This window comes from Amycolatopsis sp. EV170708-02-1 (genome assembly GCF_022479115.1).
Taxonomy (GTDB): domain Bacteria; phylum Actinomycetota; class Actinomycetes; order Mycobacteriales; family Pseudonocardiaceae; genus Amycolatopsis.
On the sequence record NZ_CP092497.1, the window covers coordinates 7149688 to 7162465 of the forward strand.

At 68.3% G+C, this 12778-nt stretch carries 8 protein-coding genes; 5 read left to right on the forward strand and 3 right to left on the reverse strand.

The annotated features are described in order from the left end of the window. Nucleotides 1–29: 29 nt before the first annotated feature. A complete protein-coding gene (locus tag MJQ72_RS32535; RefSeq protein ID WP_240594819.1) occupies nucleotides 30–614 on the forward strand; it encodes a GNAT family N-acetyltransferase in 585 nt (194 codons plus the stop codon). A 41-nt stretch (nucleotides 615–655) separates the two neighbouring features. On the opposite strand, the gene MJQ72_RS32540 is transcribed toward MJQ72_RS32535, so the two are convergent. Together MJQ72_RS32540 and MJQ72_RS32545 are read right to left on the reverse strand one after the other, a co-directional pair. Then, nucleotides 656–1807, reverse strand: coding sequence for an IS481 family transposase (locus MJQ72_RS32540; protein ID WP_240594785.1), 1152 nt, complete (start codon nucleotides 1805–1807; stop codon nucleotides 656–658). Between the two features lie 149 nt (nucleotides 1808–1956). Further along, the gene (locus MJQ72_RS32545; protein ID WP_240594820.1) at nucleotides 1957–2586 is read right to left on the reverse strand and encodes a YigZ family protein; all 630 of its coding nucleotides are present in this window, start codon (nucleotides 2584–2586) and stop codon (nucleotides 1957–1959) included. 551 nt (nucleotides 2587–3137) lie between these two features. Between MJQ72_RS32545 and gltB the strand changes: the two genes are divergently transcribed. The 4 genes from gltB to MJQ72_RS32565 all read left to right on the forward strand — a co-directional run bounded on the left by gltB (nucleotide 3138) and on the right by MJQ72_RS32565 (nucleotide 11858). Then, the gene (gene gltB, locus MJQ72_RS32550; RefSeq protein WP_240594822.1) at nucleotides 3138–7676 is read left to right on the forward strand and encodes a glutamate synthase large subunit; all 4539 of its coding nucleotides are present in this window, start codon (nucleotides 3138–3140) and stop codon (nucleotides 7674–7676) included. After that, nucleotides 7669–9120 carry a glutamate synthase subunit beta gene (locus tag MJQ72_RS32555; protein ID WP_240594823.1) on the forward strand — a complete coding sequence of 484 codons (1452 nt, stop codon included), beginning with the start codon at nucleotides 7669–7671 and terminating at the stop codon, nucleotides 9118–9120. Before gltB ends, MJQ72_RS32555 begins: the two co-directional genes overlap by 8 nt. 411 nt (nucleotides 9121–9531) lie before the next feature. Further along, on the forward strand, nucleotides 9532–10944 hold the full coding sequence (locus MJQ72_RS32560; protein ID WP_240594825.1) for a Dyp-type peroxidase: 1413 nt from the start codon (nucleotides 9532–9534) through the stop codon (nucleotides 10942–10944). 128 nt (nucleotides 10945–11072) lie between these two features. Continuing rightward, nucleotides 11073–11858 (forward strand): DeoR/GlpR family DNA-binding transcription regulator, encoded by a 786-nt coding sequence (locus MJQ72_RS32565; RefSeq protein WP_240594826.1) that lies wholly within the window; start codon nucleotides 11073–11075, stop codon nucleotides 11856–11858. On the opposite strand, the gene MJQ72_RS32570 is transcribed toward MJQ72_RS32565, so the two are convergent. Further along, a complete protein-coding gene (locus tag MJQ72_RS32570; protein WP_240601474.1) occupies nucleotides 11848–12741 on the reverse strand; it encodes an ROK family protein in 894 nt (297 codons plus the stop codon). The two genes, MJQ72_RS32565 and MJQ72_RS32570, sit on opposite strands and share 11 nt — an antisense overlap. Between the last annotated feature and the right edge of the window lie 37 nt (nucleotides 12742–12778).

Sequence of the window (12778 nt, forward strand, 5' to 3'; positions counted from 1 at the left end):
GGGCGCGCGGGGAGCGCCACGATCGCGTGATGCGTGTCTTTCTGGAGACCGAACGGCTCGTGCTGCGGCAGTTCACCGGCGCCGACGCCGACGATCTGTTCGCGCTCTACGACGATCCCGAAGTGATGCGGTACCTCAATGGGGGCGAACCCGCCGACCGGGCGGAGATCGAAAATCTGGACCTTCCCGCCTTTCTCGGTTACTACGAGCGTTTCCCCGGTTACGGGTTCTGGGCGGCGATCGAGAAATCGAGCGGGGATTTCCTGGGGTGGTTCCATTTCCGCCCGCTGCGCGGGCACCACACGGACGATCCCGAGCTGGGTTACCGGCTGAACCGGTCGTCCTGGGGCAAGGGCTACGCGACCGAAGGGTCGCTCGCGCTGCTGGAGAAGGGGTTCACCGAATTCGGGGCCCAGCGGATCTGGGCGGCGACCATGGCGGTGAACCTGGGGTCCCGCCGGGTCATGGAGAAGATCGGGATGCGCCACGTCCGGACCTATCACGAACAGTTCGACAACCCGATCCCCGGCACGGAGGAGGGCGAGGTCGAGTACGCCATCACCCTGGAGGAGTGGCGGTCCCGCGCCGGGCTCGTGAGTGGCAAGGACGGTTAGAACCGTCTGTGCTGTTTCAGGACCTCACGGACAGATGTGTTTCAGGACTTGTCGGACAGTTTGTTGTTGAGTGGTTGGTAGCGTACTGCTCGGTTGAGGGTGAGCTGGCGGGCGATGGTGTCGCCGATCATGATGGTGACGCGGTCGCCTTGCCAGAACACGGTGGCTGTGTGTCCGGTCCAGTTTCGGCCCAGGACGATGGAGCAGCCAGAGAAGGCGATGACGCCGGTGGCTGAGACGGTGCGTTGAGTGCGGCCGCTGGGGGCTTCGCGGCCGGTGGCGGGGGTGGCTTTGGGGCTGGCGTCGTAGCGTTGCCGTGGGGTGTGGCCGTCGAGGCTTTGGTGGCGCCGGTGGTTGTTGTAGATGTGGCGGTAGTCCTCGAGAAGCTGTTGCAGGACGGCAAGGTTCTCGGCCGGTGGGCGGGCGGCGAGCCATTTCCGCAGGGTTCGGTGGACGCGTTCGTTCTTGCCGCAGGTTTGCGGGCGATAGGGCCTGGAGGCGATGGCGGTGACGCCGTGTTCGGCGAGGTGGCGTTCGAGTTCGACCATCTGCCCACGGTGTTTTCCGGAGAAAGCCAATCCGTTGTCGGACAACACTTTGACCGGTAGACCGTGGCCGGCGAAGGCCTGTTGCAGCGCGGCCCAGGTGTCGGTGCCGTTCTCACTGCTCGCGGCGTAGGAGCCGACGTCGAGGCGGGAGTGGTCGTCGAGGATCTGGATGATGCAGACCTTCTGGCCGTCGGCCAGGTAGTACTCCATGCCGTCGATCTGCCAGCACCCGTTCGGGTCGGAGTACTCGAACCGGCGTCTCGTGCGGGGTCTCTTGCGGGGCTCCGGTTCGATCTGGCCGTGCTCGCGCAGGATCCGGTAGATCGCCGACTTCGACGGCAACGGTATGAACCCGGCCTTCTCCAGCCGCCAGCGGATCGAGATCGGCCCGTTGTCCCAGCCCTCGTCCGCGAGTTCCTTGCGGGCCCGCAGCACCGCCTCGACCACCTCCGCCCCGAACGCGGTGGGACGGTGGTGCGGGGCGGTGCTGCGGCGGATGAACCCGTTCGCCGCCTCGTTCCGGACCCGGGTCACATACCGATAGAACGTGTCCCGGGACACCCCGTGCTCGCGGCAGAACTGCGCCACGTTGACCTTCTCGCCCGCGGCCGCCCGAGCGACCGCGGCGACGAACTCAGGATCCATCGAAAACCCTGTACTGCCCATCGTCGCATGATCACCACGAAAGCCCTGGTCACCACACCGACAGGCCGGTCAGTGTCCGTGAGGTCCTGAAACATCAACTGTCCGACATGTCCTGAACTCAGACAGACGGTTAGAACCGTCCTTGCCACTCACGAGGTGGGGAGCCAGGTCTCGCCGATCTCCTCGGCCAGGGCCTCCCCGCCGGTGAGGTCGGCGAGCCAGGCGTGGAACGCGCCCCCCTGGTCCGGCGCGAGCCCGACGTCGAAGTGCGCGACGTCCTCGAAGCGCGTCGCGTGCAGCAGGTACGGCGACGAGCGGATGACGTTCTCCAGGCGGCCTGCCCGGTCGTAGTCGACGACGACCTCCACCAGCCGCAGCCGCCGGTACTCCCGCACGCCGACGACGTCGACGGCCTCCGAAACGGCCTGCCCGTACGCCCGGATCAGCCCGCCGGCGCCGAGCAGCACCCCGCCGAAGTAGCGGGTCACCACCGCGACGGTGTCGGTCAGCTCGCGGCGGCGGAGCACCTCGAGCATGGGAGTGCCCGCCGTGCCCGCGGGCTCGCCGTCGTCACTCGAACGCTGGGTGCGCCCGTCGGCGCCCAACACGAACGCGTGACAGTGGTGCCGGGCCGCCGGATCGGCCTTCTTCCTGGCGGCGATCACCTCACGGGCGGCGTCCTCCGAGGTGACCGGCGCGAGCGCGCAGAGGAAGCGCGACCGCCGGATTTCGATCTCGTGGACCCCGGTACCCGCCACGGTGAGATAACGATCCGCCATCGGCCAAGCCTCTCAAACCAGGCAGGCGACTCTGCCGTTCGGGCGATTCGGCGGTCACCCGGGGTCATCGCAACCTCGGCGAAACCCACTCGACCGCGCGACCCAGGTCACACTTTCAGACTAGCCGAGCAGTGATAAACGCAGGTCAGAGCGCTAATGCTCCACTCAGTGGACATGTCGTTCCAGCCAGTGGGCAGATGATGTTTGAAGTCAACGCCCGCGTGGCATTTCCCACCCCGACCAAGCGACGTATGTCGATAACAGCGATTTCACACTATCGTCATAAGACCGGCGAACCCGGGAGTAACACGTGTACCCGCCAGCCACCCACCACAGCGGCCAGGCGGCACCCACGTGCACAGCAGTACCGATATGCGCATCGGCCGCCCAGTGCAGTGCGGCTCTACGAGGCCTGCCCCCGTTTCCGCGGGCGGGATCGTTCCCTCTCGACTGACCATCGCGGTCCCGGACCACTCCGTTAACTGGTTCACGTCCGAACCACCCGAACGGAGTGTTACCGGTCGCGCCGACGCCTTGGGAGGCGGCCAGCCGTGACCCACCATGCCAGCTACAAGGGCAGCAAGGCCCCCGAAGGCCTGTACGACCCGGAGTTCGAACACGACGCCTGCGGTGTCGCGTTCGTCGCCGATCTCTCCGGTAAACGCGATCACGGCATCGTCGCCAAAGCGCTGATCGCGCTGCGGAACCTGGAACATCGCGGGGCCCGCGGCGCCGACCCGGAGACCGGCGACGGCGCCGGGATCCTCATCCAGGTCCCCGACGAGTTCTATCGCGAGGTCGTCGGCTTCGACCTTCCCGCGCCGGGCGCCTACGCCGTCGGCACGGCTTTCCTTCCGCAGGACGAAAAGGCCCGCGGCCGGGCGATGACGACCATCCAGCGCGTCGCCGCCGAAGAGGGCATGCGCGTGCTCGGCTGGCGTGACCTCCCGGTCCACACCGAACACGTCGGCACCGGCGCGGCCGAGACCATGCCGTATTTCAGCCAGTTGTTCCTGGCCGGAAACGACGCACTGGAGGGCCTGGCGCTGGAACGCGCCGCCTTCGTGGTGCGCAAACGCGCCGAGCACGAGCTGGTCGAGGACGACGTCTATTTCCCGAGCCTGTCCTCGCGCACGATCGTCTACAAAGGAATGCTCACCGAGCCGCAGGTCGAGAAGTTCTTCGCCGACCTCACCGACGAGCGCGTCACCAGCGCCATCGGCCTGGTGCACTCCCGCTTCTCCACCAACACCTTCCCGTCGTGGCCGCTGGCGCACCCGTACCGGTACGTCGCCCACAACGGCGAGATCAACACGTTGCGCGGCAACCGGAACTGGATGGACGCGCGTGAGGCGCTCCTCGAATCCGACCTGATCCCCGGCGACCTCAAGCGGATCTACCCGATCATCACCCGCGGCGCGAGCGACTCGGCGTCCTTCGACGAGGTGCTGGAGCTGCTCCACCTCGGCGGCCGCTCGCTGCCCCACGCGGTGCTGATGATGATCCCGGAGGCCTGGGAGAACCATCAGGAGATGGACCCCGCGCGCCGCGCGTTCTACGAGTTCCACTCGACGCTGATGGAGCCGTGGGACGGCCCCGCGCTGGTCTCCTTCACCGACGGCACCCAGATCGGCGCGGTCCTCGACCGCAACGGCCTGCGCCCCGCCCGGTACTGGGTCACCGAAGACGGCCTCGTCGTCCTCGCCAGCGAGGTCGGCGTGCTGGAGCTGGAGCAGTCCACGATCGTCCGCAAAGGACGGTTGGAGCCGGGCCGCATGTTCCTCGTCGACACGGCCGCCGGCCGGATCGTCGAGGACGAGGAGATCAAGAACGAGCTCGCCACCGAGCACCCGTACGACGAATGGGTCGAGGACGGCCTGCTCCCGCTCGACGGGCTTCCCGAGCGTGAGCGCGAGATCCCGCCGCACGCCGCGCTCGTGCGGCGTCAGCAAGCCTTCGGCTACACGGAGGAAGAGCTCGACGTCCTGCTCGAACCGATGGCCCGCACCGGCGCGGAGCCGATCGGCTCGATGGGCAACGACTCCCCCATCGCCTCGCTCTCCAGCCGCCCGCGGCTGCTCTTCGACTACTTCATCCAGCTCTTCGCCCAGGTGACCAACCCGCCGCTGGACGCGATCCGCGAGGAACTGGTCACCTCGCTGGGCACCCAGCTGGGCGCGGAACCGAACCTGCTGCAGGCCGACGCGAAGTCGTGCCGCCGGATCGTGCTGCCGTTCCCGGTACTGGACAACGACGAGTTCGCGAAGCTGGTGCACGTCAACGACGACGGCGACCTGCCGGAGTTCCAGGCGGTCACCGTGCAGGGCACCTACGACGTCCACGGCGGCGGCGAGGCGCTCGTGCGCCGGCTCGACGAGATCCGCGCCGAGGTGTCCGCGGCCATCGCCGAGGGCGCGCGGCTGATCGTGCTGTCCGACCGCGGGATCGACGAAGACCACGCGGGCATCCCGTCGCTGCTGCTCACCGGCGCGGTACATCACCACCTGGTGCGCGAAAAGACCCGTACGCAGGTCGGCCTCATCGTCGAGGCGGGCGACGCGCGCGAGGTGCACCACATCGCGCTGCTGATCGGCTACGGCGTCGCGGCGGTGAACCCGTACCTGGCGATGGCGACCGTCGAGGAGATGGCCGATCAGGGCCTGATCGCCGGTGCCACCGCCAAGCAGGCGACCGCGAACCTGATCAAGGCGCTGGGCAAGGGCGTCCGCAAGACGATGTCGAAGATGGGAGTGTCCACAGTGGCCTCCTACACCGGCGCGCAGATCTTCGAAGCGGTCGGGCTCGGCGACGAGGTCATCCAGAACTGCTTCACCGGCACCACTTCCCGGCTCGGCGGCGTCGGCTTCGACACGCTCGCGCTGGAGGTCGCCGAGCGGCACCGCCGCGCGTTCCCGCGCGACGGGTTCCGCGCGAACCACCGCGAGCTGGAGACCGGCTCGGACTACCAGTGGCGCCGCGAGGGCGAACCGCATCTGTTCAACCCGCAGACGGTGTTCAAGCTGCAGCACTCCACCCGTGCCGGGAAGTACGAGGTCTTCAAGGAGTACACGAAGGCCGTCGACGACCAGGCGCAGAAGCTGTACACGCTGCGCGGGCTGTTCGACTTCAAGATCGGGCAGCGGCCCGCCGTGCCGATCGAGGAGGTCGAACCGGTCTCCGAGATCGTCAAGCGGTTCGCCACCGGCGCCATCTCCTACGGGTCGATCTCGGCGGAGATGCACGAAACCCTGGCCATCGCGATGAACCGCCTCGGCGGCAAGTCGAACACCGGTGAGGGCGGCGAGGATCCGGAACGGCTCTACGACCCCGAGCGCCGCAGCGCGGTCAAGCAGGTCGCGAGCGGCCGGTTCGGTGTCACCAGCGAATACCTGGTCAACGCCGACGACATCCAGATCAAGATGGCGCAGGGCGCGAAGCCCGGCGAGGGCGGCCAGCTGCCCGGCGCGAAGGTGTACCCGTGGATCGCGAAGACGCGGCACTCCACGGCGGGTGTCGGGCTGATCTCCCCGCCGCCGCACCACGACATCTACTCGATCGAGGACCTCGCGCAGCTGATCCACGACCTCAAGAACGCCAACCCGGCCGCGCGCATCCACGTGAAGCTCGTGTCCGAGGTCGGCGTCGGCACGGTCGCGGCCGGTGTTTCCAAGGCGCACGCGGACGTCGTGCTCATCTCCGGGCACGACGGCGGCACGGGTGCTTCGCCGCTGTCGTCGATCAAGCACGCGGGCGGCCCGTGGGAACTCGGGCTCGCCGAGACGCAGCAGACGTTGCTGGCCAACCGGTTGCGCGACCGGATCGTCGTGCAGACCGACGGTCAGCTCAAGACCGGCCGTGACGTCGTCATCGCCGCGCTGCTCGGGGCCGAGGAGTTCGGCTTCGCGACCGCGCCGCTGGTGGTCTCCGGCTGCATCATGATGCGGGTCTGTCACCTCGACACCTGCCCCGTGGGCGTCGCGACGCAGAACCCCAAGCTGCGCGAGAAGTTCAGCGGCAAGGCCGAGTACGTGGTGAACTTCTTCGAGTTCATCGCCCAGGAGGTCCGGGAGTACCTGGCGGAGCTGGGTTTCCGGTCCATCGCCGAGGCCGTCGGCCACGCGGAGATGCTCGACAAGCGCAAGGCGATCGACCACTGGAAGGCCGCCGGTCTCGACCTGACGCCGATCTTCCACGTGCCCGACATGGCTCCGGCCGGACTGCGTCACCAGCAGACCGTGCAGGACCACGGGCTGGAGAAGGCGCTCGACAACACGCTGATCCAGCTGGCCGAGGGCGCGCTGTCGTCCGGCGACAAGGTGCGGCTGGAACTGCCGGTCCGCAACGTGAACCGGACCGTGGGCACCATGCTCGGCCACGAGCTCACCAAGCGGTGGGGCGGCGAAGGCTTGCCGGACAACACGATCGACGTCACCTTCACCGGTACCGCCGGTCAGTCGTTCGGGGCGTTCGTGCCCAAGGGCATCACGCTGCGGCTCTACGGCGACGGCAACGACTACGTCGGCAAGGGCCTGTCCGGCGGGCGGCTCATCGTGCGGCCGCCGAAGGTGGCGCGGTACAACGCCGAAGAGCACATCATCGCGGGCAACGTGATCGGCTACGGCGCGACCAGCGGCGAGATCTTCATCCGCGGCAAGGTCGGCGAGCGGTTCTGCGTGCGCAACTCGGGCGCGCTGGCCGTCGTCGAAGGCGTCGGCGACCACGGCTGCGAATACATGACCGGTGGCCGGGTCGTGGTGCTCGGCGGCGTGGGCCGCAACTTCGCGGCCGGCATGTCGGGCGGCGTCGCCTACGTGCTGGACCTGCCCGCGCACCGGATCAACCCGGAGATGGTCGACATCGACCCGCTGGATTCGTCCGATGTGGACTTCCTGCGCGAGGCGCTCGAAAAGCATTACGACGAAACGGAGTCCGCCGTCGCGCGTGCGCTGCTCGCCGACTGGGACGCCGCCGTCGACCGGTTCGGCAAGGTCATGCCGAAGGACTACAAGCGCGTGCTCGCGGCGCAGGCCAAGGCCGAGCGCGACGGGCGTGACGTGAACGAGGCGATCATGGAGGCCGCACATGGCTGACCCCAAGGGCTTTCTGACCACCACTCGCGAGACGCCCAAGAGCCGTCCCGTCGACCTGCGCCTGATGGATTGGCGCGAGGTGTACGAGGACTTCGCGACGTCGAAGCTGCAGAAGCAGGCCGGGCGCTGCATGGACTGCGGTATCCCGTTCTGTCACCAGGGCTGCCCGCTCGGGAACCTCATCCCCGAGTGGAACACGCTGACCTGGCGCGACGATTGGCGCGACGCGGCCGAGCGGCTGCACGCGACCAACAATTTCCCGGAGTTCACCGGGACCCTCTGCCCGGCGCCGTGCGAGACGGCGTGTGTGCTCGGGATCAACGACGATCCCGTCACCATCAAGCGGGTCGAGATCTCGATCATCGACCGGGCCTTCGAAGAGGGCTGGGTCACGCCGCAGAAGCCGGTGGCGCTCACCGGCAAGAAGGTGGCGGTGGTCGGATCCGGCCCGTCGGGACTCGCCGCGGCGCAGCAGCTCACGCGCGCGGGCCACAGTGTCGTGGTCTTCGAGCGGGCCGACAAGATCGGCGGGCTGCTGCGCTACGGCATCCCCGAATTCAAGATGGAGAAGCACCGGCTCGACCGCCGTCTCGACCAGATGCGCGCCGAAGGCACGGAATTCCGGACCTCGGTGAACGTCGGCGTCGACCTCACCGTCGAGGAACTGAAGTCGTCCTACGACGCCGTGGTCCTCGCGGGCGGCGCGACCGCGTGGCGGGATCTGCCGATCCCCGGCCGCGAGCACGCCGGAATCCACCAGGCGATGGAGTTCCTTCCGCACGCCAACCGCGTCGCCGCCGGCGAGCTGGACGTGTCGCCGATCAGCGCCGAGGGCCTCGACGTCGTGGTCATCGGCGGCGGTGACACCGGCGCGGACTGCGTCGGGACCTCGCACCGCCAGGGCGCGAAATCGGTGACGCAGCTGGAGATCATGCCGAAGCCGCCGCTTTCGCGGTCGGACGCGCACCCGTGGCCGACGTACCCGATGATCTACCGCGTCTCGTCCGCGCACGAGGAGGGCGGCGAGCGGCTGTACTCGGTCAACACCCAGAAGTTCGCCGCCGACGCCGACGGCCGGGTGCGCGCGCTGAAGCTGGTCGAGGTGCGTAACGAGGGCGGCAAGTTCGTCCCCGTGGAAGGCACGGAACGCGAACTGCCCGCGCAGCTGGTGCTGCTCGCGATGGGCTTCGTCGGCCCGGAGCGGGAGGGCCTGCTGGAGTCGCTCGACGTCGAGCTGGACCAGCGCGGCAACGTCGCCCGCGACAAGGCGTTCAAGACCAGCGTCGACAACGTGTTCGTGGCGGGTGACATGGGCCGGGGCCAGTCGCTCATCGTGTGGGCGATCGCCGAGGGCCGCTCGGCCGCGGCCGGGGTGGACGCGTTCCTCACCGGACGGGACGTGCTGCCCGCCCCGATCGCTCCGACCGATCGGCCGCTCACCTAGACGTCTTGAAGAATTCCGGCGGCGTACCAAGGCCGGGGTGAAGGGGACTTTACCCGCATCTGATGCGGGTAAAGTCCCCTTCGCTTCGGGTGTGGCAGTCTTCCTGAAACGGCACTTCTGCGATACGCGTCGGCCTTCGCGTCACTCCCCGGCAGCGCCGGCGTCTCTCGCGATCAGGCGCCTTCCTACGTCGTCAGCGCGTGCAACCACCGCAAGCAGAGGACTGAACGCGGGGCGTGATCGGCGCATTGGTTCTTTTGAGTGAAAGAACCGCCGAAAGAGTGTACTTGCGGGTGATGACAGCAAGGTTTCGGTATCGGTTGTATCAAGGGTGTAAGTCCCGTCGGCGGCGGGGACCGGCAAGACCTGCCGGGGCCGCCGGACGGGTTCCCAAGGAGGGGGTTCCTTGATATGTCCGTCGATCTGACCGTGCCCTTGGAATGGAAGACCGCCACCGGCGATGCCGCGAAGATGCTCGAAGAACTACAGCCGAACATCCTGAAAGCGCACGCCCGTGACCATTTTTCCGCGCTTTTCCTGCGTTTTTCGGAGACCACGAGCGCGATGAGGTTCCTCGCGTCGCTCGTCCCGCTGATGAAGTCCGCGAAGACCCACCTGACCGAGGTCGAGCGCTTCAAGACCGAAGGCGTGAAGGGGACGCCCTACGTCGGCACCGGCCTCACCTCGGCGGGCTACCGGTTCCTGAAAATCGAGGCACCGCAAGATGATTCCTTCCGGCTGGGCATGCGCGCGCAGGAGACCCGCGAGAAGCTGAACGACCCGCCCCGCTCCACGTTCGACAGCGGATACCACGACGAGATCCACGCCGTCGTCATCATCGGCGACGGCGCCGACGCCCCGATGGCCGCACGCCGGAACGCGGTTCTCGCACTGATTCCGCCGACCGTTTCCGTCGTCGCCGAGGAAACCGGATTCGGCCGGGTGAACGCCGACGGAGAGGGTATCGAGCATTTCGGCTACGTCGACGGCCGGAGCCAGCCGCTCTTCCTGGTCGAGGACATCCACGCGGAAAAGACGGGAACGGACGGGATCAGCGTCTGGGATCCGGCCGCCCCGCTGAACCAGGTGCTCGTTCCGGATCACGCGGCACCCGATCCCGGAGTCCACTTCGGCAGCTACTTCGTTTTCCGCAAATTGGAGCAGAACGTACGGCGATTCAAGCAGTCGGAAGCGGCGCTGGCCGATCAATTGGGGCTCGTCGGCGAAGACCGGGAACGGGCGGGCGCGATGATCGTCGGCCGGTTCGAGGACGGCACCCCGTTGACCGCGCAACGCGAGGAGGGCGCGGAAAGCCCGGTACCGAACAACTTCGATTACGGAAACGACATCGCCGGCGCCAAATGTCCCTTCCAGGCGCATATCCGGAAAACGAATCCGCGCGGCAGCGGCGGCGCGGAACCACCGCCGCAGGAACGGCTGCACCTGATGGCGCGACGAGGCGTGCCGTACGGCGAACGGGCCGACGACCCGAACGCCGACCTGCCACCGTCCGCCCGGCCCAGCGGCGGGGTCGGCCTGCTGTTCATGGCGTTCAATTCGGCGCTGGGCAACCAGTTCGAGTTCACGCAGGCGACCTGGTCGAACAATCCGGGCTTCCCGATCCCGGCCGACGGGGTCAAACCGCCGGGCCTCGATCCGGTCATCGGCCAGGGCCCGCGTCCGGAATCGGTCTACACCACGGAATGGGCCGGTACGCGGACGGTGACCGCGGATCCGATCCCGCAGGCGGTGACACTGAAGGGTGGTGACTACTTCTTCATGCCGTCACTCGCGTTCCTGCGCGGGCTCGGCGGGAAGAACTGATCTGGCGGGCGCCGGTCATACTGGGGGTGGCCGGCGCCCGCTTTCTCCCTTCTTTACGGCCGAATCGCGACGCGTAGTACTTTGTCCGATGCGGTAAGCGACATCGCGCTTCGGGGAGGGAGCTGGTGATGAATCGGCATGAACGGCTGACGGCTTTATTGGACATGGTGGGAGAGCGGGAAAAAGTCGACGTCGAGGTTTCGGCGGGCGAACTCGGTGTCTCCCCCGCGACGATCCGCCGGGATCTCGATCACCTGGCGGGCCGCAATCTCGTGGTCCGCACCCGCGGCGGCGCCGTCGCGAGCAACGTCGCCTACGACCTTCCGTTACGGCACAAGGCCGCGCGCAACGCACCGGAACAGCAACGGATCTCCGCCGCCGCGGCGAGGATGGTCGACCCGGGCATGGTGGTCGGGCTCAACGGCGGCACGACGAGCACCGAGGTGGGCCGCGCGCTCGCGACCCGGCCGGATATGGGCGAGCCGACCGGCGGGCCGTCACTCACCGTGGTGACGAACGCGCTCAACATCGCCCACGAACTCGCCGTGCGGCCCAATATCAAGATCGTGGTGACCGGCGGGGTCGCGCGGCAGCAGTCGTTCGACCTGTCCGGGCCGCTGTCGCAGCTGTTCCTCGACCAGATCTCGCTGGATCTGGTGTTCCTCGGCGTGGACGCCTTCGACCCGGTGCACGGCGCGCAGGCGCACCACGAGGGCGACGCGAGCACGAACCGGCTGATGGCGGCCCGCGCCCGGCAGGTCGTCGTCCTCGCCGACAGCGGGAAACTCGGCGGTCACGCGTTCGCGAAGATCTGCGCGACCGCCGACGTCGACGTGCTCGTCACCGACGGCCGCGCCGATCCCGAGCGGGTGCACGCCTTCGAGGAGGAAGGCGTGCGGGTGGTCAAGGCTTGAGCCGGTCCAGCGCCAGCAAGGCCGCACCGAGCCTGCCCGCCTCGTCGCCGAGCCGAGCGATCCGCAGTTCGGGCATCCGCTGGAACTGCAGGTTCGCCGCCAGCCAGGCCCGCACCGGTTCGAGGACGTAGTCGCCCGCGGTGAACAGGCCGCCGCCGAGGACGACGACTTCGGGCGCGAGCAGGGTGACCAGGGTCTTGATGCCGTGGCCGAGCCCCTCCAGCGCGTCGTTGACCACGGAGATCGCGGCCTCGTCACCGTGGCGGGCGGCGTCGACCACCTGCTCGGCGCCTTCGGCCGGCCTGCCGGTGTGCTCGCTGTAGCGGCGGGCGATGGCCGACGCGGAGGAGATCGCCTCCAGGCAGCCGGTCGCCCCGCAGCCGCACGGCAGCCGGTGGCCGACGTCGATGTGCCCGATCTCGCCGCCTTGCCCGCCCGCGGCGTACAGCTTCCCGTCGAGCTGGAGCGCGGCGGCGATCCCGGTGCCGACCGGGATGAAGGCGGCGTCGGTGCAGCCCTTGCCCGCGCCGACGCGGAACTCCGCGAGCCCGCCGGCACGGACGTCGTGCCCGAACGCGAACGGCAGCCCGAGCCTGCTGTCGAGCATCTCGCCGAACGGCACGTCGCGGAAGTCGAGGTTCGCCGAGAACCGGGCCACCCGCTCGACGTCGTCGACGATGCCGGGGATGACCACGCCGACGGCGTCCGGCGTACCGGTCCCCGCCTGCTTGCCCAGGGTCTCCACGATCCGGGCGACCTGATCCGCGAGGGCCTCGCCGTCCGCTCCGCGCGCCGTCGGCTCGCGCAAGCTGGCCAGGTCCTTCAGATCCGCGTCGTACAGGGCCGCCTTGATGGACGTTCCGCCGACATCGAGTGCCGCCACCGCAGGTGTCATAGCTGGATTTTGACATGCGCCCCGT

Coding starts and splice junctions, on each gene's coding strand:
- MJQ72_RS32565 (WP_240594826.1), top strand. CDS start 11,073: ATGAATCGGCATGAACGGCTGACGGCTTTATTGGACATGGTGGGAGAG.
- MJQ72_RS32555 (WP_240594823.1), top strand. CDS start 7,669: ATGGCTGACCCCAAGGGCTTTCTGACCACCACTCGCGAGACGCCCAAG.
- MJQ72_RS32535 (WP_240594819.1), top strand. CDS start 30: ATGCGTGTCTTTCTGGAGACCGAACGGCTCGTGCTGCGGCAGTTCACC.
- MJQ72_RS32560 (WP_240594825.1), top strand. CDS start 9,532: ATGTCCGTCGATCTGACCGTGCCCTTGGAATGGAAGACCGCCACCGGC.
- MJQ72_RS32545 (WP_240594820.1), bottom strand. CDS start 2,586: ATGGCGGATCGTTATCTCACCGTGGCGGGTACCGGGGTCCACGAGATC.
- MJQ72_RS32540 (WP_240594785.1), bottom strand. CDS start 1,807: ATGGATCCTGAGTTCGTCGCCGCGGTCGCTCGGGCGGCCGCGGGCGAG.